Source organism: Anderseniella sp. Alg231-50, assembly GCF_900149695.1.
Classification (GTDB): domain Bacteria; phylum Pseudomonadota; class Alphaproteobacteria; order Rhizobiales; family Aestuariivirgaceae; genus Anderseniella.
On sequence record NZ_LT703003.1, the window covers coordinates 899,453 to 919,605 of the forward strand.

General features: G+C 59.6%; 19 protein-coding genes. 11 read left to right on the plus strand and 8 right to left on the minus strand.

Annotation, left to right across the window (positions count from 1 at the left end; translation table 11 throughout):
- Positions 1-6: 6 nt before the first annotated feature.
- On the plus strand, positions 7-390 hold the full coding sequence (locus DHN55_RS04275; protein WP_108880128.1) for a c-type cytochrome: 384 nt from the start codon (positions 7-9) through the stop codon (positions 388-390).
- Between the two features lie 74 nt (positions 391-464).
- Here the strand turns inward: DHN55_RS04275 and DHN55_RS04280 are convergent, their stop codons facing one another.
- The 3 genes from DHN55_RS04280 to DHN55_RS04290 form a co-directional block, all read right to left on the minus strand.
- A complete protein-coding gene (locus DHN55_RS04280) occupies positions 465-1,937 on the minus strand; it encodes a TRAP transporter large permease subunit (protein WP_108880129.1) in 1,473 nt (490 codons plus the stop codon).
- Between the two features lie 2 nt (positions 1,938-1,939).
- Positions 1,940-2,437 (minus strand): TRAP transporter small permease subunit, encoded by a 498-nt coding sequence (locus tag DHN55_RS04285; RefSeq protein WP_108880130.1) that lies wholly within the window; start codon positions 2,435-2,437, stop codon positions 1,940-1,942.
- 179 nt (positions 2,438-2,616) lie between these two features.
- Positions 2,617-3,657, minus strand: coding sequence for a TRAP transporter substrate-binding protein DctP (locus DHN55_RS04290; RefSeq protein WP_108880131.1), 1,041 nt, complete (start codon positions 3,655-3,657; stop codon positions 2,617-2,619).
- Positions 3,658-3,931: 274 nt separating this feature from the next.
- Between DHN55_RS04290 and DHN55_RS04295 the strand changes: the two genes are divergently transcribed.
- From DHN55_RS04295 to DHN55_RS04305, 3 genes are read left to right on the plus strand one after another with little or no spacing between them, the layout of a single operon-like run.
- Positions 3,932-4,699 carry an FCD domain-containing protein gene (locus DHN55_RS04295; RefSeq protein ID WP_108880132.1) on the plus strand — a complete coding sequence of 256 codons (768 nt, stop codon included), beginning with the start codon at positions 3,932-3,934 and terminating at the stop codon, positions 4,697-4,699.
- Positions 4,700-4,706: 7 nt separating this feature from the next.
- On the plus strand, positions 4,707-5,336 hold the full coding sequence (locus DHN55_RS04300; RefSeq protein ID WP_108880133.1) for a hypothetical protein: 630 nt from the start codon (positions 4,707-4,709) through the stop codon (positions 5,334-5,336).
- Positions 5,337-5,355: 19 nt separating this feature from the next.
- Positions 5,356-6,204 carry a fumarylacetoacetate hydrolase family protein gene (locus DHN55_RS04305; protein ID WP_108880134.1) on the plus strand — a complete coding sequence of 283 codons (849 nt, stop codon included), beginning with the start codon at positions 5,356-5,358 and terminating at the stop codon, positions 6,202-6,204.
- A 25-nt stretch (positions 6,205-6,229) separates the two neighbouring features.
- Here the strand turns inward: DHN55_RS04305 and DHN55_RS04310 are convergent, their stop codons facing one another.
- The gene (locus DHN55_RS04310; protein ID WP_108880135.1) at positions 6,230-7,324 is read right to left on the minus strand and encodes a quinone-dependent dihydroorotate dehydrogenase; all 1,095 of its coding nucleotides are present in this window, start codon (positions 7,322-7,324) and stop codon (positions 6,230-6,232) included.
- The gene (locus DHN55_RS04315) at positions 7,321-7,665 is read right to left on the minus strand and encodes a DUF952 domain-containing protein (protein ID WP_108880136.1); all 345 of its coding nucleotides are present in this window, start codon (positions 7,663-7,665) and stop codon (positions 7,321-7,323) included. The genes DHN55_RS04310 and DHN55_RS04315 overlap by 4 nt, the downstream gene beginning before the upstream one ends.
- A 164-nt stretch (positions 7,666-7,829) precedes the next feature.
- On the opposite strand from DHN55_RS04315, the gene DHN55_RS04320 reads away from it, so the two are divergent.
- From DHN55_RS04320 to DHN55_RS04330, 3 genes are read left to right on the plus strand one after another with little or no spacing between them, the layout of a single operon-like run.
- Complete coding sequence (locus DHN55_RS04320) at positions 7,830-8,447, plus strand: S24 family peptidase (RefSeq protein ID WP_108880137.1); 618 nt, start codon at positions 7,830-7,832, stop codon at positions 8,445-8,447.
- A 43-nt stretch (positions 8,448-8,490) separates the two neighbouring features.
- Positions 8,491-9,498 carry a metal-dependent hydrolase gene (locus DHN55_RS04325; protein ID WP_108880138.1) on the plus strand — a complete coding sequence of 336 codons (1,008 nt, stop codon included), beginning with the start codon at positions 8,491-8,493 and terminating at the stop codon, positions 9,496-9,498.
- Between the two features lie 43 nt (positions 9,499-9,541).
- A complete protein-coding gene (locus DHN55_RS04330; RefSeq protein WP_337660238.1) occupies positions 9,542-10,765 on the plus strand; it encodes a multidrug effflux MFS transporter in 1,224 nt (407 codons plus the stop codon).
- A gap of 5 nt (positions 10,766-10,770) precedes the next feature.
- Here DHN55_RS04330 and DHN55_RS04335 read toward each other — a convergent pair whose 3' ends face one another.
- Genes DHN55_RS04335 through DHN55_RS04345 form a run of 3 tightly spaced genes read right to left on the minus strand, consistent with a single transcriptional unit; the run spans position 10,771 to position 14,794 of the window.
- Positions 10,771-11,946 (minus strand): NAD(P)/FAD-dependent oxidoreductase, encoded by a 1,176-nt coding sequence (locus tag DHN55_RS04335; RefSeq protein ID WP_337659914.1) that lies wholly within the window; start codon positions 11,944-11,946, stop codon positions 10,771-10,773.
- A gap of 41 nt (positions 11,947-11,987) precedes the next feature.
- Positions 11,988-13,151: a M24 family metallopeptidase gene (locus DHN55_RS04340; protein ID WP_108880139.1), complete on the minus strand. Its 1,164-nt coding sequence runs from the start codon at positions 13,149-13,151 to the stop codon at positions 11,988-11,990.
- A complete protein-coding gene (locus DHN55_RS04345) occupies positions 13,151-14,794 on the minus strand; it encodes a lysine--tRNA ligase (protein WP_108881698.1) in 1,644 nt (547 codons plus the stop codon). Before DHN55_RS04345 ends, DHN55_RS04340 begins: the two co-directional genes overlap by 1 nt.
- A 108-nt stretch (positions 14,795-14,902) precedes the next feature.
- Here DHN55_RS04345 and DHN55_RS04350 point away from each other — a divergent pair, with 108 nt between their 5' ends.
- Genes DHN55_RS04350 through DHN55_RS04365 form a run of 4 tightly spaced genes read left to right on the plus strand, consistent with a single transcriptional unit; the run spans position 14,903 to position 20,134 of the window.
- The gene (locus DHN55_RS04350) at positions 14,903-17,746 is read left to right on the plus strand and encodes a helicase C-terminal domain-containing protein (RefSeq protein ID WP_108880140.1); all 2,844 of its coding nucleotides are present in this window, start codon (positions 14,903-14,905) and stop codon (positions 17,744-17,746) included.
- Positions 17,747-17,748: 2 nt separating this feature from the next.
- A complete protein-coding gene (locus tag DHN55_RS04355; RefSeq protein ID WP_108880141.1) occupies positions 17,749-18,174 on the plus strand; it encodes a TerB family tellurite resistance protein in 426 nt (141 codons plus the stop codon).
- A gap of 25 nt (positions 18,175-18,199) precedes the next feature.
- Positions 18,200-18,823, plus strand: coding sequence for a glutathione binding-like protein (locus tag DHN55_RS04360; RefSeq protein ID WP_108880142.1), 624 nt, complete (start codon positions 18,200-18,202; stop codon positions 18,821-18,823).
- A gap of 36 nt (positions 18,824-18,859) precedes the next feature.
- Positions 18,860-20,134, plus strand: coding sequence for a tetratricopeptide repeat protein (locus tag DHN55_RS04365; protein WP_108880143.1), 1,275 nt, complete (start codon positions 18,860-18,862; stop codon positions 20,132-20,134).
- The last annotated feature ends 19 nt before the right edge of the window (positions 20,135-20,153 follow it).

Below are 20,153 nucleotides of genomic sequence, written 5' to 3' on the forward strand. Positions count from 1 at the left end.
AATGAAATGCGTTTTAAGTTTGTAATCGCCGTCGCTGCAGCGCTTGGTGCCATGTCAACCGGCGCGTTCGCAGAAGGCGATGCGGCCAAAGGCGAAAAAGTCTTCAAGAAGTGCAAGGCGTGCCATGCGGCTGATAAAGCAAAGAACAAGGTCGGTCCGCATCTGGTCGGCATTATCGGGCGTAAGGCAGGATCAGTGGAAGGCTACAAATACGGCAAGGGCCTTACCGCAGCTGCTGAAAAAATCGGCGAGTGGGACGAAGCCAAGCTGGCGGACTACCTTGCCAACCCCAAGGAATATATCGGCGGAAAGTCAAAGATGACCTTCAAGCTGAAAAAGGAAGACCAGCGCAAGGACGTTGCGGCCTACCTGGCGTCCCTGAACAAGTAACTTCGATTTCCGATTACAATGAAAAGCCGGCAGAAAACTCTGCCGGCTTTTTTGCGCCCCCCAATCCTCAACTTCTAGTTGAGTAGCTTGCCTGGCAGCCACATGGCCAATTGCGGGAAGCTCATGACCAGCCCGAGGCCGATCAGCTGCAGAATCACAAACGGAATGATGCCGCGATAGATCTGTTCGATCTTGATCGACTTGGGCGCCACCGCCTTCATGTAGAACAGGGCGAACCCGAACGGCGGGGTCAGGAACGATGTCTGCAGGTTGACCGCCAGCAGGATGGCAAACCAGTACACCACATCCTGCTTGGCCACATGGTCGCCAAAGTCGAGCAGGCCGATAATCGGTGAGAACACCGGCAGCACGATCAGGGTGATCTCGATCCAGTCGAAGAAGAAGCCGAGGAAGAAGACGATCGCCATCAGCAGGAACAGCAGGCCCCACGAGCCAAGTCCCAAGGAGTCGACCAGGTGAATGACGATGTCGTCGCCACCCAGTGACCGGAACACGAACGAGAACAGTGTGGCACCGATGAAAATACCGAACAGCATGCCGTTGGTCAGCGCGGCGCGGTAGACGACCTGGGTGAGAACGCCCCAGTAGCCGGTCAATCTTTCGCGGAAGGACATGCCTTCAATCTTGTCACCCAGGTCAACATCCGCCTGGCCTTCAAACTGCATTTCCGGAACACCCAGCGACGGCAATACGACAAGGTTGACGAAGGCCAGCAGGATGGCGCCCATGGCACCGACACCGGCAGCTTCTGTCGGCGTTGCGAAGCCACCCAGAATTGATCCCAGGACCAGCACGATCAATACCAGCGGCGGGATGAAGCTGCGCAGCACCATAATCGCTACACCAATCAGGGATTGCGGCCCCATATCGGTAGGCAGCTTGGGCGCCAGCTCCTTGTTAACAGTGCAGCGCGTCATGATGTACAGGCAGTACATGACCGACAGCATGAAACCAGGGATGACCGCGGCCACGAACAGGTTGCCGACCGACCGGCCCAGCAAGTCGGCCATGATGACCAGCATGATCGACGGCGGGATCAGAATGCCCAGCGTGCCGGATGCCGCAATCGTACCGGTTGACAGTGTTGGTGCGTAGCCGCGCTTCTGCATCACCGGCAGCGCCAGCAGTGTCATCATGACGACAGAGGCGCCGATGATGCCGGTGGTGGCTGCAAGTATGGTCCCCATGATGGTGACCGCCAAAGCAAGCCCGCCGGGTACCCGGCGCAGCAGCACCTGCAGGCAGTTCAGAAGGTCACGCGCGACGCCGGATCGCTCCAGCATGGTGCCCATAAAGATGAACATCGGAATTGCGGTGAGGATCAGATTTTCAGCTATGGCCCCGAAAATACGCGATGGAATGGCACCGAACTGCGGCCAGTCGAACAACCATGGGTCGATCAGGATGGCCAGGAAGGCAAAGCCCAGGCCGATGCCGCCCAGCACGAACGCCACCGGATAGCCGGAGAAAAGCAATATTGCCAACGCTGCGAACATCAGCAGCGGAAGAGACTCAGCGAGCGTCATGACTAAATGTCTCCCCCAACCGTCTCGGCAATCTTGTCATCCGGCAACTTGCCGAGAAAACCAGCGGTGGACTTTATGAGTTGTGAAACGCCGGCAAGGCCGAGCAACAGGAACAGGATCGGCAGGGCGGATTTCAATAACCAGATATGCGACAACCCGATCACCGACTTTGACGCCTCGCCTTCGTAAAAAGAGGCCAGCGCATAGCTGTAGCAGTAAATGCCGGCCACAACGGCGTAGGAGATCAGGAAGAACAGGCAGCCGAACATCTCGATGGCGTATTTCGCCTTGAGTGGAAGCCTGTCCCTGACCAGGTCAATGCGGACATGACCCTGCTTGGTATAGGTGTAACCGATCAGCAGCGCGAACAGAAATGTGTGCAGCCAGTACTCGGATTCCTGAACCATTGTCGAATTGAGGCCAAACGGTTTCGGTACACCAAAATACCGGGTCAGCACATCGTAACAAACCACGATCACCAACGCCAAACCGAACCACATGCCAATTTTTGCGCATGTTTCAAGAAGCCGGTCTATGCCAGCACTTAGTTTGAATAATCCACCCACAGCCCTGCCCTTTTTGAGGATCAACTCCACTGATCGAACATGGTAACCGGCCCGATGACATCACCTCACGTGATAAGCACCGGGCCGGCAACAGTTTGTCAGCTTGTATCAGCCTACTTCAAGTAGCCAAGATTTTTCCAGTCTGCATATTCACCACGGAACTTCTGCAGATTGTCCCAGGCTTCCTTGAATGCCGGATCGCCGGCGGCGATTTCCACAACCAGGCCTTCCCAGGTTTCCTTGAGCTTGGCAAGATCGGCATCCGACCAGGTGTGAACCGTAACACCCTTGGATTTCAGCTCCGCCAGAGCCGCACCCTGAATGTATTCGCCTTCGGCCATACCGAGCGCGTAGTTGGCGAGGCATGCGACCTCAATGATTTTCTTCTGCTGATCAGTCATGGAATTCCACTTGTCCATGTTGATCATCAGCTCAAACGAAGTCGCCTGCTGATGCCAGCCGGGGAAGTAGTAGTGCTTGGCGATCTGGTAGAAGCCGAGATTCAGGTCGATGGCAGGCATCGAAAACTCGGTTGCGTCAATGGTGCCGCGCTCGAGCGCCGGATAGATGTCGGCCGCTCCAAGCAACTGGGTGTCCACGCCGAGCTTCTGCATGACCTTCGCACCCAGGCCGAAGAAACGCATCTTCTTGCCCTTCAGGTCGTCGATGGACTTGAGCGGCTCACGGAACCAGCCCGAAGCTTCCGGTGCAATAACACCGCAGATGAGGGAGTGAATGTTGTGCTTGGCATACACCTTCTGCATCAGCTTTTCGCCGTCACCGTGGAGCAGCCAAGCGCCATATTCACGCGCATCCGGTCCAAATGGAACGGCCGAGAACAGCGCCAGAGATGGCTCCTTGCCCTGCCAGTAGCCGGGTGTTGACCAGGCTGCATCAACCGAACCGTTCTTGACGGCATCGAACACTTCCAGCGCCGGTACCAGTGCACCAGGCTCAAAGTACTTGATCTGCACTTCACCGCCGGACATGCCATTGATGTTGGCTTCCAGTTTTTTACCCAGCGTACCCAGCTGGGTCAGGCTCGACGGATAGGTCGACGCCATCTTGAGGCGAATTGGATCAGCCATCGAGCTGACTGCCGACATGGCAACCATGGATGCGCCGACAACAGCCGCCGTAAGTAACTTCTTCATGTGCAGATTCCTCCCTTGCACGTTTACACTTCACACACCGCCTGATCTTGAGTGACAGGCATCCGTCAAAATGCATTCCCAAAAATTCAATCCAGCCCGACCCTGTGCAATACTCCCGTTCGCATCAAACTCAGGTTGCAGCGAACACAAAGCCTGCCGTCATGGTAGGCAACACCTCAGGTGTCTGAGCAATTGGACAATTAACTTGACCAATTTGCAAGACCCTTGTTTGATCTATGTCAAATTTAACGAATTAAGACCGGAGGTCGGTTGAATGTTTCACCCTGTGGGGCAGGAACGGGTATCAGCGGAGATCGTTCACCAGATAGAACGGTTGATACTGGAAGGTGTGCTTCGCCCCGGTGACAAGCTGCCTGCGGAACGCGACCTGGCCGGAGAGTTCGGTGTTTCACGTCCCACCTTGCGAGAGGCACTGGGGCAACTGGAAGCGTCAGGACTGCTCACGGCAAGACAGGGCGGCGGCACCTATATCGCCAATGTCATGCATTCCATTTTCGGAGAGCCGATTATCGGCCTGTTCGGAAAACACGAGAAGGCAACGGGTGATTATCTGGAATTCCGCGAGGGAATTGAGGCCCAGGCAGCCCGCTGGGCAGCCCAGCGCGCCACCAGCGCAGATCATGAAATCCTGACCTCAGTCATGACACGCATGGAAGCCGCGCACGAGAAGGAAGATCCGGATGAGGAAGCCCAGCTGGACGTCGAGCTGCACATCGCGGTCAGCGACGCCAGCCATAACATCGTGATGATCCAGTCATTGCGCTCCATCTACAATCTCCTGGAACACGGTGTTTTCTACAATCGCTACCTGCTGTACGGACACAAGGGCGGGCGTGATGCGCTGCTTGAACAGCACCGAGCCATCTATGACGGGGTGATGGCGCGCGATCCGGACCGGGCTGAGGCAGCGGTGCGGGCGCATATGAAATCCGTTGGCGCGGCGTGGCGTGAAAGCGATGCGGAGGCGATCAGAATTCAAACGGCCGAACGCCGCCTCAACCGGCACAACATCCAGAAGTAGGCCGCCAATGCCCTTGCAGAACAGAGTCAGGCCGGATGGTGAGATTGTCTCCTCGCCGGCGCGCGGGATACTGATGGGCAACCGGGGCGGCAAGCTGCATGACCCTGAGACCAGAACCCTGGTGAGGACACAAAGCTCAAGGCAGTGGATCACTTGCGTGCTGCAGTTCAAGGCGCGCCAACGCCAGGTGATGGGCAAGGGATATACGGAACTGTTTTTCATGGACGAGGTGACCGCACTGGCCGCCGGCCACCGGCCGTGCTTTGAATGCCGGCGCAAGGATGCGCTATTGTTTCGCTCGGCGTGGCAATCCTCAAAGACACTTACCGCGCCACCGTCGGCACCCGACATGGACCGGGAATTATCCGCCGAACGCCGGATGAATGGCGGTGCAAAAATCACCTGGACCGGCAGGGCCGGTACTTTGCCGGACGGCGCTATGGTTCGTATTGATGACAACATCCTGGCCATTCGTGACCGGAAATTCCTGCCCTGGACGGCGTCCGGATACCGCGCCGGCATACCTCTTGATCTGAATCTCGACGTTGAGGTTTTGACACCGCCGACAATCGCGCGCATTTTGCACGCGGGTTATCAACCGATCTGGCACCCGAGTATCAGGGACGCCGGAGATTAATTCTAAGAGGCAATCAGAAATGAAGCTTGTACGTTATGGCAGGGCCGGCAAGGAAAAGCCGGGCCTGATCGATGCTGATGGAAAACTGCGTGACCTGTCGGCGCGCATTGACGACATCACGCCGGACCAGCTGTCCGACAAGGCGCTGGCCAAACTCGCCAAGATCAATCCGGCCCGCCTGCCGCTGGTCAAGGGCAAACCGCGCTTCGGTCCACCGCTGAGCGGCATCGGCAACTTCGTCTGTGTCGGCCTGAACTACACCGATCATGCCGAGGAAACCGGCCATCCCATTCCTACCGAGCCGGTCATTTTCTCCAAGCACACAAGCTGTATTTCCGGCGCCAATGATGATGTGGTGCTGCCCAGGAAATCGGTGAAGACCGACTGGGAAGTGGAGATCGGGTTTGTCATCGGGACCGAGGCCAAGAGCGTTTCGCAGGCCAAGGCGCTGAGCCATGTGGCCGGGTATTTCGTGTGTAATGACGTGTCCGAGCGCGAGAACCAGATCGAACACGGCGGGCAGTGGGTAAAGGGAAAGTCACACGACACGTACGGCCCGATCGGCCCGTGGCTGGTGACCCGCGACGAAGTTCCAAACCCGCAGAAACTCAACCTGTGGTGCGACATAAACGGCGAGCGCATGCAGGACGGCACCACGAAAAACATGATCTTCCCGATCAAGTTCATCGTGTCCTACCTGTCCCAGTTCATGACCTTGCAGCCAGGGGACATCGTCATTACCGGTACACCGGCAGGTGTCGGGCTAGGCATGAAACCGCCGGTGTTCGTGAAGCCGGGTGACGTCATGGAGCTTGGTATTGACGGGCTCGGCTCACAGCGCCAGACGGTTGTACGCGGCAAGGTCTGATGAAAAGCGGGCGGGACGTTTCGGCTTATTCCTGAGGCGGACCGCCCTTGAGCCATTCGTCCCGGCCACTGCCGGTCACCTCGGGCAACCGCGAGACACCGTGTTCCTCCATCCGGTCGATCAGGCCCTGCAGGATGTCCGCGACAAGTTGCGGTCCCTGATAGACCAGCGCCGAATACAGCTGCAGCAGCGAAGCACCGGCCCGCAGTTTCTGCCAGGCATCTTCGGCGCTCGCAATGCCGCCGGCACCTATCAACGCCACTTTGCCTTTGGTCATGGAGTGCATGCGGGCCAGCTGCACCGTCGATAGCCGGAACAGCGGTGTGCCGGACAATCCGCCTGCCTCGTCCTTGTGCTTCGACTTCAGCGGCGGGCGGGAAATCGTCGTGTTGGATACAATGACCGCATCCACCTTCATCTTCAGGCAAACCGCGGCAATGTCCTTCAGTTCTTCTTCCACCAGGTCTGGCGCTATTTTAAGCGCCAGCGGCGCCCGGCACCCGTCTTCGTCCGCTGACGCGTCGATGGCATCGCGAACCCTGCCGATGAGAGTTTCCAGTTCGCCCTTTGACTGCAGCGCGCGCAGGCCCGGCGTATTGGGTGACGAGACATTGACCGTGATGTAACTCGCCAGCTTGTTGAAAACAGCCGCGCCCAGCGCGTAGTCGGCAATGCGGTCTTCAGAGTCCTTGTTGGCGCCGAGATTGACGCCGACAATTCCGCCGCGATCGCCGCGATCCGCCAGGCGCCCGAATACCCGCGGATGACCGTCATTGTTGAATCCCATGCGGTTGATCACGGCCTTGTCTTCGGGCAGGCGGAAAAGGCGCGGTTTTTCATTTCCCTTTTGCGGGCGCGGGGTCACCGAACCGATTTCCACAAATCCGAAGCCCAGGCGCAACATGTCGTCGGGCACCTCGGCGTTCTTGTCGAAACCGGCGGCAAGGCCAAGCGGGTTTGGAAAGTCGAGCCCCATGCAATTCACCTGCAGGCGCGGGTCGTCCGGGACGGCACCTGCGGTCAACAGTCCCGAGCTCAGCGTGGCTATGGTCAGGTCGTGGGCGGTTTCAGGGCTGAAGGCATGCAGGACGGGGCGCGCCAGGGAAAACAGGCGGCTCATGTCAGGTCATCCGGAAACTCGTGGGCGCCTGCCTCATTCAGCGGCAATGGCCAGGAACGCACAACCGATGACACCGGCAGTGGCTTGTAGAGGTGCGGAAACAGGGCACCACCCCTTGATGCTTCCCATTTCAGGCCCGGGTCCAGGCTCGCGGTGTCAACGGCAAGCAGCACCAGATTATCCTGCCCGGCAAAATGCCTGGCTGCCGTTTCGCGCATCTGATCTTCAGTGGAAAAATGAATAAAGCCATCTCGTTTGTCATCGCGAGAACCGCCATATCGGCCGCATGCGCGTGCGGCATCCCACTCGTCCCTGTCGATTATTTTGTAGATGACCGTCATGCTGGCAGCGAACCTATTCGCCGGGCAATCGCAAAACAAGAAGACAATTGGCAAGCTTGTGCATTAACTGCTGCAACGCTACAGTTTCCGCCAATGTCAAAGCAGTCAGGATGCATTTTCGGGGGGAGCAATTGCGACCGGATGCCTTCCTGGGAGAGACGGCCTTGTTTTCACATTCGCAGATCTGGCAGGCCATCGACCGCCTTGCTGAAGCAAACGGCATGTCGGCGTCCGGACTGGCCAGGGCAGCCGGGCTGGACGCCACCGCCTTCAACAAGTCAAAACGCGCAACACCGCACGGCAGAGCGCGATGGCCGACAACCGAAAGCATCGCCAAATGCCTTGCGGCAACCCGCACCGGCCTGAACGAGTTTGCCGGACTGGTTGACGGCACGCAGCGGGCAGTTCCCTGCATCAGCATGACACGCTCCGGGGCAAGCGACTTGTTCGATGAGGCAGGCAGGCCTGCAGGTGACGGCTGGAACCGGACCAACCTGTCCGGTATTGATGATCCGAGCGCCTATGCCCTCAACATCAGCGACGACACCATGAAGCCGGTCTATCGCGACGGTGATACGATCATTGTGTCACCGGCAGCATCGGTGCGGCCTGGCGATCGCGTTGTCGTCAAAACACGCGATGGTGAGCTGCTGGCCAGGCGGCTGCTGCGCGACACTGGCGCGACAATTGAGCTTGCCTGTTTCAACCCACAGCAGCCCACGCTCGTCATTGCGCGCGATGATATTAAATGGATGGCACGAATCGTCTGGACCAGCCAATAAACAGATTACAAATCCGCTGATGCCGAGGCTGCGTTAAGACCACATGGATTCATTGACACAAGTGTTGCTCGGGGCCTCGGTTGCCGAGCTGGTCATTGGCCGCGCCATCGGGCGCAAGGCTACCTTGTACGGCGCCATGCTGGGAACGCTGCCGGATCTCGATGTTCTCGTACCCTTTGGCGGGGCCATTGAGGACTTCACCTATCATCGCGGGTTTTCCCACTCATTGCTTGTTCTCAGCGCCGCTGCGCCGGTGATCGGCTGGGCTCTGCACAAGCTGCACGGCGCGGCCAGTCTCAGGCTCTGGATAGCGATGGCCTGGCTGGTGCTGATCACCCATCCGCTGCTCGACAGTTTTACCGTCTATGGAACCCAATTGTTCTGGCCGATTACCGAATACCCAGTGTCGGGATCGTCTACTTTCATCATTGATCCGGCCTATACGCTATGGCTGGCGATAGGGGTAATCGCGGTTCTTGCCTTGAACCGGCAAAACCTGCTTGGCTACAAGGTGAACGCCATCTGTCTGGCACTGGCGAGCAGCTATCTGGCCTGGACCATGGCGGCCAAGGCCCATGTCACCGACATTGCCGAGCGCTCGATGCAAAAGCAGGGGCTCACCCACAATCACCTGCTGTCCACCCCGGCACCGTTCAACACACTGTTGTGGCGCTTCGTGGCCATGCAGGACGATGGTTATTATGTGGGGTACTACTCGGTTTTCGACGAGACAAAAGACATCCGGTTCACCCGCTATGAGAGCCGGACCGACCTGCTGCAACCACTGGCCGACAACTGGTATGTCAAACGCCTGCAGTGGTTCAGCCACGGTTTCTACCGGGTATCGCAACCCTCACCGTCCGAAGTGATGATCACCGATCTCAGAATGGGCGTGGAAGACGCCTATGTGTTCAGCTTCAAGATTGCCGACATTGCCGCAGACGGCAGCCTGAAACCTGCTAATGAGCGGGTGCCGGTCAAGCGCGTTACATCCCGCCTGTGGCTGTTCTGGGACCGCATCTGGGACAGTTCCGTAAACCTGGCACCATAAAAACCATAGCAGTTATGCACACGAGGTAATTGTGTTGCGCGTCGTGATGTCCTATCCGGCAGCGATGAAAGCACCGACACAACCCCTGGGCATGGCGGAATTCGTCACCATGCTGGCGACGATGGTCTCGATCCTGGCCCTGTCCATTGATGCCATGCTGCCGGCGCTGGAGCAGATCGGCAGCGACCTCGGTGTTACGGATGCCAATGATACGCAACTGATCGTGTCGGGCATGTTCCTGGGCTTTGCCGCCGGTCAGATCGCAGCCGGGCCGCTGTCGGACAGTTTCGGCCGCAAGCCGGTCATCTATGGCGGGTATGTCATTTTCATCGCGGGTTGCATCATGTCGATGACGGCGACAGTGTTCGAGGTCATGCTGGCAGGCAGGGTGCTGCAGGGCCTGGGCGCAGCAGCGCCGCGCATTGTCAGCCTGGCCCTGGTGCGTGACGGCTACGAAGGCCGGGCCATGGCGCGCATCATGTCCATCGTCATGGCGATCTTCATCCTGGTGCCGGCTATCGCGCCGTCCGTCGGCGAGGCGGTTTTGCTGGTTGCCGACTGGCGGGCGATTTTCGGCCTACTGCTGTTGATGGCGATCATCGCATCGGTCTGGTTCGCGACCCGTCAGCCTGAAACCCTGGCCGTATCGGAGCGCCGGAAATTTTCGTTGCGAAATATTGCCGGCGGCATTCGGGAGGCCTGCGGGTTCCGTGCCGCGGTAGGTTATACGATCGCATCAGGCATCATATTCGGCGCTTTTCTCGGCTATCTGAGTTCCGCGCAACAGGTGTTCCAGACCGTCTACGGCACCGGCAAGCTGTTTGCCATCTACTTCGGTGTTGCCGCGCTTGCCATCGGTGCCGCCAGCATCTTCAACTCTAGCGTCGTGATGCGGCTTGGCATGCGCTTCATGACCTGGCGCGCCCTTTTCGGCGTGACCCTGATGTCAGCCCTGTTCCTGCCGGTCGTGTGGCAGTTCGACGGGGTGCCGCCACTATGGACATTCATGGTGTGGCTGCTGGCAGCTTTCTTCGCGACCGGCATCCTGTTCGGCAATTTCAATGCAATGGCGATGGAACCACTGGGCCACATGGCCGGACTGGGTGCTGCCTTTGTAGGGTCGGTCTCGACCTTCATCTCGCTGCCGCTGGGCTGGGCAATCGGCCACTGGTTCGACAATACGGTGGTGCCGCTGATCGCGGGTTTCGCAATTCTGGGCGCGATATCACTTGTTGTCATGTGGTGGACAGAGCGCGACATCCCGTGAACGGGTTATTTTATGCCCGCTTCAGCATATGGCTCGTTGCGGTGCACCCGGCCGATTTCCATACGTTCCAGGTCAAGAGACTGATACCTACCGGTTAGCGCAAGCTCACTCAGCGCACGGCCGACTGCGGGCGCATGCATGATCCCGTGGCCGGAAAAGCCGCATGCCGTGATAATGTTGTCATGACCGGGCGAGTATTTCCCGATGATCATGTTTCCGTCCAGCGTGTTCTGGGCGTAATGGCCTGCCCAGCTTCTGAGCAGGCTCAGTTCCTCGAAACTGGGCACCAGCGACGCCAGCATCGGCCACACGGTTTCCTCAAAGTAGTTGGCGAAGAAGCCGGTATAGATGTCATCGACAAAACCCGGCTCAATATCAAAACTTGGCCGGCCGCCGGCAAAGCCGGCGCCTTCAGGGCGGAAGAACATGCCGCTTTCATCCTTGACCAGCGGGAGCGGCTCGAGCTCCCGGGAGCATTTCCAGAAATGCTGCACCCGGCACATGGGCACAACCGGCAGATGGGCCCCGGTCATGGAAGCAAGCGAGGCGACCCATGGGCCTGCCGTGTTGATGAAAAAATCCGCCTCAACCATTTCACCGGTATCCAGCTGCAGGGAAGTCACAGCGGTGTCGGACGTGTTGATTGCCATAACCCCGGCCTTGCGGTAATCAACACCCAAGTGGGTGGCGGCACGGCGAAATCCCCACAAACCGGCACTCGGATCGATCCAACCATCGTCGGGCGTATGGCAGCCCAGGACAATATCGCTGCGTTGAATGGACGGAAAGCGCCGCCTGATTTCAGGATAGTCGATCAGTTCAGCCTTCGCCCCCAACCCGGACTGAAGTTCCTGATTGCGGCGCAGGGTTTCCTCGCCGTTCGAAGTAACGACTAACAGGTATCCCTGTTCACGAAAATTGATATCCGGCATATCCGGGATATCAATCATCTGGCGGGCAAACGACTTGTAGAAGTCCAGGCTGAAACCCGACATTGCAATATTCTCAGGCACGCTGAATTGCTGACGGATGCCGCCTGCGCCCTGCGGCGTGGTGGCATCGGCATAGGTCGGATCCGGTTCAATGACAGTGATTGATCCTGCCTGGCCGCTGCGAGCCAGAAAGTAGGCGGTTGCAGATCCCATAATTCCGCCACCGATGATTGCAATTGAGGTTTTCAAATTGCCGGACTCCATCATTGCCGGGCGGGCAAACTCAATCCCTAACCGATCTTCCACATTTCGCGTGGCGCGCGCGTGGTCAGCAGGCGACAACCGTCTTCGGTAATGACCACGTTTTCCTCATGCACCAGCATCTTGCCGTCGCCATAGTCCATGCCGGGCTCGATGGTCATCACCATGCCCGGCTCGAGCACGGTCTCGTCACCGGCCATGTTCGATGGCGGTTCAGTCAACTGCAGACCGAGCCCGTGGCCGAGGCGGCCGACATTGCCGCCTGTCGCTCCGGCATCAGCCATCACCGACACCATGGCCGCAGCAAGGTCTGCCGGCGTTGCACCGGGGCATGCAGCGGCTATGCCGGCTTCGGTCGCGCGCCAGACGATATCTTGCGTTTTCCTGGTTTCGTCGTCGACGTCGCCGCAAGCAAAATTGCGGTCGAAATCGCAGAAATAGCCGTCAAAGGTGGCGCCCAGATCGATGAACATCACATCGCCCGGACTGAGATTCCGGTCGTTTGGGCCAACGATGATCTGGTCATAGCCACCGGCACCTGCCGTCACTGCCATGAACGGTATGGCGTCAGCGCCTTGCCTGGTCAGTTCGGCCCGGAACGTGCGGGCGACTTCATGCTCGTTCATGCCGTCAGACAATTGCCCCGGCAGCGCGGCATAAGCATCGCTGCCGATCCGGCAGGCGCGTTCAATCTTTGCAATTTCCGCCGGTGACTTGACCATCCGCAACCGCCAGATGAGCGGTGATGCATCAGCAAACTCAATGCCGCTGCAGGCAGCCCGGATGCGGTCAAAGTCGGCAATCGGCATGCGAATGACACTCTCGCGGCCCATCTCCCAGCCAATGCGGCCGTAGGTGCGCGGGCAGTCGGCCAAAACCTTGGCCATTGCCGACACGCCATCGTCTTCCGGCTGCGGCGCCGGCCAGGTGCGGATGTCCTTTACCCAGGTTTTGGCGATGCCGGGTTCGCCGATGGTCGGAATAACCGCAATTGGTTCACCTGCACGCGGCAGGACAAGAAACCAGGGGCGTGTCGGGCTTTCCCAGAACTGGGTTGCAAACCCGGCAAAATAGCGCCAGTTGGGTGGAGCGGTGATGACGATCGCATCCAGGCGCCGGACGGTCATTTCCGACTGTGCCCGCGCCATGCGCGCCTCAAACTCTGAAAGTTCAAACCCGCGCGCAGCTGTCATCACGCAGCCCCCCTGACCAGGTCACCGGCCAGCGCGCGATCGATCAGGGCGCGGGTTTCATCGACGCCGTAAAGCGCCACAAACGAGCCAAACCGCGGGCCCTGCTTTTCTCCAAGGAGGATTTCATAGAGCGTGTTGAACCAGGCCAGCGATACGCCGACGGAGCCGTCCTTGTTCTGCTTGGTGTAGGGCTCGCGGCGGCCGACATCATAGATTGCCGACTGGATGTCCTGCGGCGTCGAGCCTGCCGGCAACTGCGCCAGCGTGTCGGACAAATCACGAAGAGCCGTGGCTTCGTCGGCAGTGGCCTCGCGGTATTGCTTTGCCGGCCTGACAAAGTCCTCAAAGTAGCGCAGTGCAAAGCCTGCCAGCTGATCCACATGCGGATGCGTCTCCGGCGTGGTGTCGGGCGAATAGCGCTGGATGAAGGCCCACAGGCCGTCCTTGGTTTCAGCATTGGCCACGGCCGCCAGATTGAGCAGCAATGCAAAGCTGACCGGCATGTCGGCCACGGGCGGATTGCCCTCATGGATATGCCAGGCCGGGTTCGACAGCCGGTCCTTCAGTTCCTGGCGCTGGAAGGCGCCAAGAAACTGGAAATACTCATCGACGGCGCGCGGAATGACATCGAAATACATGCGCTTTGCCGTGCGCGGTTTCTGGAACATGAACATCGACAGGCTCTCGGTCGGCGCATAGGTCAGCCATTCGTCGATGGTCAGGCCGTTGCCCTTGGACTTGGAAATCTTCTCACCGTTCTGGTCCAGGAACAGCTCGTAGACATAGTGCTCCGGCGCATGACCTCCCAGCGCCCGGCAGATGCCGTCATAGATCGGCGTGTTGGTCTGGTGGTCCTTGCCGTACATTTCAAAATCGACGCCGAGTGCTGCCCACCTGGCACCGAAGTCCGGCTTCCATTGCAGCTTCACATTGCCGCCGGTGACCGGCAGCGTTACGTCGGTGCCATCCTCGTCGGCAAACGTCACCGTGCCGTCAGCGGCATTGACGTCCTTCATCGGCACATACAGCACGCGGCCCGATGTGGGCGAGATCGGCAGGAAGCAGGAATAGGTTGCGCGGCGTTCCTCGCCCAGTGTCGGCAGCATGATGTCCATGATTTTCTGGTAGCGCTCGCAGGCGCGCAGCAGGATGTCGTCAAACTTGCCGGACTTGTAGTATTCGGTCGCGCTGGCGAACTCGTACTCGAAGCCGAAAGTGTCGAGGAAGCGGCGCAGCATGGCGTTGTTGTGATGGCCGAAGCTCTCATATTCCCCGAAAGGATCAGGCACCACGGTCAGCGGGCGGTGCAGGTTTTCCTGCAGCAGTTCCTGGTTGGGCACGTTGTCGGGCACCTTGCGCATGCCGTCCATGTCGTCGGAAAAACACAAAAGCTTTGTCGGCATGTCCGAGATAAGCTCGAATGCGCGCCGGATCATGGTGGTGCGGGCGACCTCGCCGAAAGTGCCTATGTGCGGCAAACCGGACGGCCCATATCCTGTCTCAAACAGGATATAGTCGTGACGCGTCTGGCGCTTCTCGATTCGCTTAAGCAGTTTGCGGGCTTCTTCAAACGGCCACGCCTTGCTTTCTAGGGCAGCGGCACGCAGTGCGGGATCGACAGTTGGCTTTGACGGACTGGACATAGACAATTCAGCATTCATTTCTTGAAAAAGGTAGGGTCATGACCCTGATGTTGGGCGAAAAGCTGTGCCACATTGCGATGCGAACATAAAGAGCCGAATCGATATTTGATGAACGACAGCCAGGATCAAAACGCCACAACACAGCTTGCCGGCAACCAGGGTTTACCGCCGGTGATGGTGCTGGACGGCGTGTCGGCGCTGCGCGTAACGACCGGGCGGGAACCGGAAACGGTAAAACCGGCCGCAGCGCTGAAAGCGCTGGGGGAAAGTGCGCATGTGGTCTGTCACGCCGGCTACCTGGTCAACCGCCTGGCTCTGGCGGCACAGGTGCCGCAGGGCGTGGTGCGCACGGCGCGTGAGCAGTCGCACCTGGATGTCTGTGAACTGTTCGCATTCGTGGCACCGGCGGTGATGGCAGTGCCAACACCGCGCGGTCTGTGTGCAGCAATTGGGCTGGAGACAGACCTGCCTGATGCCGAGTTGATCCTGGCTCTTGCCCACGCCCTGCTCGACAGGGTTGCCCAAAAAAACTATCCGAATTCGCGCGAAACGTTCCAGGTGGCGCAATTTCTTGATCGCGGCAAATGGCCGTGGGCCAAGCTGGTCATTGAGCGCCTCGGCCGCGACCCCAAAGGCGATGCGGCTTCGGTATTTGCGACCGGGTTGAATGTCTGGGACAGAATTGATGAATGGGAAGACGACGGGCCGCGCCCACCCGGTGCACATGAACCGGTAACGGCGGCTGAAGCCCAGACGTTCCTGGCGGGTGTCCTGGGCGGGTCGTCGGAAGCGCGTCCACAACAGGTCGATTACGCCGGGGCGGCGACTGCAGCGTTTGTGCCGCGTGAAACACCCACCAGCAATTCGATCGTGCTGGCGGAAGCCGGCACCGGCCTGGGCAAGACGCTTGGCTACCTGGCGCCGTCCTACCTTTGGGCGTCCCGCAACAAGCAGGCCGTATGGATTTCCACCTACACCAAGAACCTGCAGCGCCAGCTTGAACAGGAAACCGCCCGGCTGGTGCCGGACCCGGCAGAGCGTCGCCACAGGGTCGTGGTCCGAAAGGGCCGTGAAAACTATGTCTGCCTGCTCAACATGCAGGAAGCATTTGCGCGCATGACCGCATCCAATCCGCGTTCTGCCCTGATGGCCGGGCTGATTGCACGCTGGGTGCGCCACTCAAAGGATGGCGACATGGTCGGCGGCGATTTTCCCGCCTGGCTGATGGGCCTGTTCTATGATGCCAACACAGGTGAGCGCGCCATGACGCCGATGGGTCTTGGCCTGACCGACCGGCGTGGCGAGTGCATCTATTCCGCCTGCCCCCACTACCGTAAATGCTTCATCGAAAAGGCTGTGCGCGCCGGCCGCAAGGCTGACCTTGTCATCGCCAATCACGCACTGGTGCTGCACCAGATCGCCGTGGACCATGCCATCGGCGAGGCGCAGGTGGATGAAGACCAGGAGCGCGCCGGCGGGCTGAAACGGCTGGTGTTCGACGAGGGCCATCATCTGTTTGATGCCGCCGACAGCGCCTTTTCCGGACATCTGACCGGACAGGAAACCACCGAGTTGAGGCGCTGGATCAGGGGCCCGGAATCACAACGCCGCCGGGGTCGCGGGCTGGTTGACAGGCTGGGTGACCTGGCCGGTGACGACGATGAGGCGGAAAACCTGCTGGCGTCTGTTCTGTCAGGCGCGCTGTGCCTGCCGGGACCGGGCTGGATGCGGCGCATACAGGCAGGCCAGGCGGACGGTGAAACCGAAGCCTTTCTCGGCCTCGTGCGGCAGCAGGTAACGGCGCGCGCTGACAGCAGGCAGACCGGCAATCTGGAAACCGACTGCCGGCCGTTCATAGACGGATTGCAGGCTGCCGCCGGTACGCTTGCGGCCGCCATGATAGACCTTAAACGGCCCATGACCGGGCTGGCGCGACGACTGATGAAACGCCTGGATGACGAGGCCGCCGACCTGGCCAGCACGGAACGGGCTCGCATCGAGGCACTGGCGCGGTCCCTGACCCGGCGCTCGGAGCTGATGCTGGGCGGCTTCATTGAAATGCTGAGCCGGCTGGTGGATGAACCCAGGCCGGAATTTTCCGAATGGTTCGCCATCGAGCAGGCCTGGGACCGGGAAATCGACACCGGCCTGCATTCCCACTGGATCGACCCGACCGTGCCGCTGGCCAGTGCGGTACTGCAACCTGCCGACGGTATCATCATCACCTCCGCCACGCTGCGCGACCGGCCCCCTGAAATGCCGGACGACTGGCGCAATGCGGAGATGCGCACCGGCTCGGTTCACCTGCCCTACCCGGTGATCCGGCACAGCTGGGAATCGCCGTTCGACTATCTGAAGAATTCGCGCCTGATCGTGGTCAATGACGTTGGTCGGGAGAACATGGACCAGCTGGCAGCCGCCTACCGTGAACTGTTCATGGCATCGGATGGCGGGGCGTTGGGCCTGTTTACCGCGATCTCCCGGCTGCGGGCAGTTCACCGGCGCCTGGTCCAGCCCATGGCGGAAGCGGGACTGCCGCTGTATGCCCAGCATGCCGACCCGATCGACACCGGCACACTGGTCGACATGTTCAGGGCCGAGAAAAACGCCTGCCTGCTGGGCACCGATGCGGTGCGCGACGGCGTCGATGTGCCCGGAGAATCACTTAGGCTGATCGTCATGGATCGGGTACCGTGGGGCCAACCCACCATACTGGAGCGAGCGCGGCGCGGTGCCTTTGGCGGCCAGGCCTGGCAGGACATGCAGGTTCGCCTCAGATTGCGGCAGGCTTTCGGGCGCCTGATCCGGCAGGCGACAGACAGGGGTTGCTTCGTGATGCTGGATGCGCGTATGGCAAGCCGGTTTTCGACAGCCTTTCCGCCAGGCCTGACCATTGAGCGCACCGGCCTTGTAGATGCCATTGAGATTGTAAAAGAGTTTGGAGCAAACTGACCATGAACAAGCCCGTAACCAAAACCATCAACCATCATCAGGCACTCATCTACGTGATGATGACGATGATTGCCGTCGATGCCAAAATCGGCAATGCGGAACTGGCCCGCATCGGCAGGTTGGTGCAGACCCTGCCGGCATTTTCCGGCTTTGATCCCGAACGCCTGACCCACGTGGCGCAGGAGTGTGGTGAAATCCTGCAGGAAGAAACCGGGCTGCAAACCGCCCTGGCCCTGATCAAGGCCGGGCTGCCGGCAGTGCTGCGCGAAACGGCCTACGCGCTGGCGGTCGAGGTGGCGATCGCCGACCGCAATATTGCACGGGAGGAAATCCGTTTCCTGGCCATGCTGCGCGATGCACTGGACCTGACCAAATTGCAGACAGCGGCACTGGAGCATGCGGCAATCGCGCGCTATCAAAGCGCCTGAGCAACCCATCACCAAGAGAGACCACATGGCAGAATACCAACTGTATTGCTTTGGCGAATCCGGCAATGCCTACAAGGCAGCCCTCATGCTGGAACTTTGCGGCGCGGACTGGGAAGCCCGCTTCGTCGACTTCTTCAATGGCGAGGCCCGTTCGGATGAATACCGGTCGCAGGTCAATGAAATGGGTGAAGTCCCGGTGCTGCTGCACGGTGAGCGCAAGCTGATCCAGACCGGCGTGATGCTTGAATACCTCGCCACGACCCTCGGCAAGTTCGGCTGGGACAATGATGACGAGCGCCACGAAATCCTGCGCTGGATGTATTTCGACAATCACAAGTTCACCAGCTACAACGCCACGTTGCGCTTCATGATCACGTTTCTCAATTCCGGGGAAACACCGGTGACGGAATTCCTGCGCGGCCGCGCCGAGGCGACCATGCAGATTGTCGACAAGCATCTTGGCGCTCACAACTTCATTGCACTGGACAGGTTGACCATCGCTGACCTGTCGCTGGCCGGGTACATGTTCTACGACGACGAGCTGGGTGTTGATCTCAACGACTATCCCAATATTCTCAAATGGCGCGAGCGCATATCATCACTGCCGGGCTGGAAAGGCCCTTATGACCTGATGCCGCGCAAGGGTTAGACCGGGATGATATCTGCATCTGAGGAGTGAACGGATTTGCTGACCGACAGATATGACAACCCGATTTCAACCTCCTCGACCAAGGCCCGGGACCTCTATGTGACAGCCGTTGACAAGCTGCTCGAGGGTGCTCCGCATATAGTTGAAGCCTTCGAGGCGGTGGTCGCGGAAGACCCGGACTTCGCGCTGGGCCATGCCGGGCTGGCGCGGGCGCAGCAGGCAACAGGCAATGCGACCAAAGCCCGTGAAATTATCAGCAAGGCCCGCGAGCTTGCCGGCAACGCAACCGAGCGCGAAACCGGCCATATCAACGTCTTTGACCTGCTGGCCAGCGGCAAGACCAAGGATGGGTTTACCGCCGTTGCCGACCACGTCACTGCCCACCCGCGCGATGCGATGGTCGCCCAGACCAGCACCAGCATATTCGGGCTGATCGGGTTTTCCGGCCTGCCGGGACGTGAAGCGGAGATGCTGGCCTTCACCAGCTCGCTCAGACCGCACTATGGCGACGACTGGTGGTTTCTAAGCCAGTATGCGTTTGCGCTTTGCGAAACCGGCCAGGTGGACAAGGCATCTGCGGTCATCGACCGCTCGATGGCGATCAATCCGCGCAACGCTCACGGCGCCCATGTCCGCTCGCACATTGATTATGAAGCTGGTGAAACGCTGACCGGCGTGTCCTACCTCAACAACTGGCTGAAAGACTATGACCGCTCAGCCGTCATGCACGGCCACCTGTCGTGGCACGTGGCGCTATGGTCGCTGCAGATGGGTGACACGGAGCAGATGTGGCAGCGCGTCGACGCCGACGTCAAACCGGGCGTCGCGCTCGGCATGCCGATCAACATTCTGTCGGATACCGCATCCATCCTGTACCGGGCCGAACTGGCAGGCGAGACTGTACCGAAGGAAAAATGGCGCGAAGTGAGCGCCTATGCCAGCAAGTTCTTCCCCAATCCCGGCCTGAGTTTCATCGACTATCACGCAGCCCTGGCCCACGCCATGGCTGGCGACAGCGACGCGCTGTCGAAGATCATCTCCAACCCGAAAGGCCCTGCCGGAGAGCTTGTCCGTGACGCCGCCGAAGCCTTCGCGGCCATCGCCGGCCAGGACTGGCTCAAGGCCGAACGCCTGTTGACCCATTGTATGTCCGACGACGCCCGCCTCGGCGGCAGCCGCGCACAACGCGACCTTTTGGAATTCTCGCTGCTGGAATGCCTGCTCAAACAAGGCAAGACGGAAGAAGCCCGACGCCTGCTAACCCTGCGCCGCCCGGTGCTGGCGGACACGCATCCGGTGCAGGGTTTGTGATATCAAGAGCGGTGGGCAA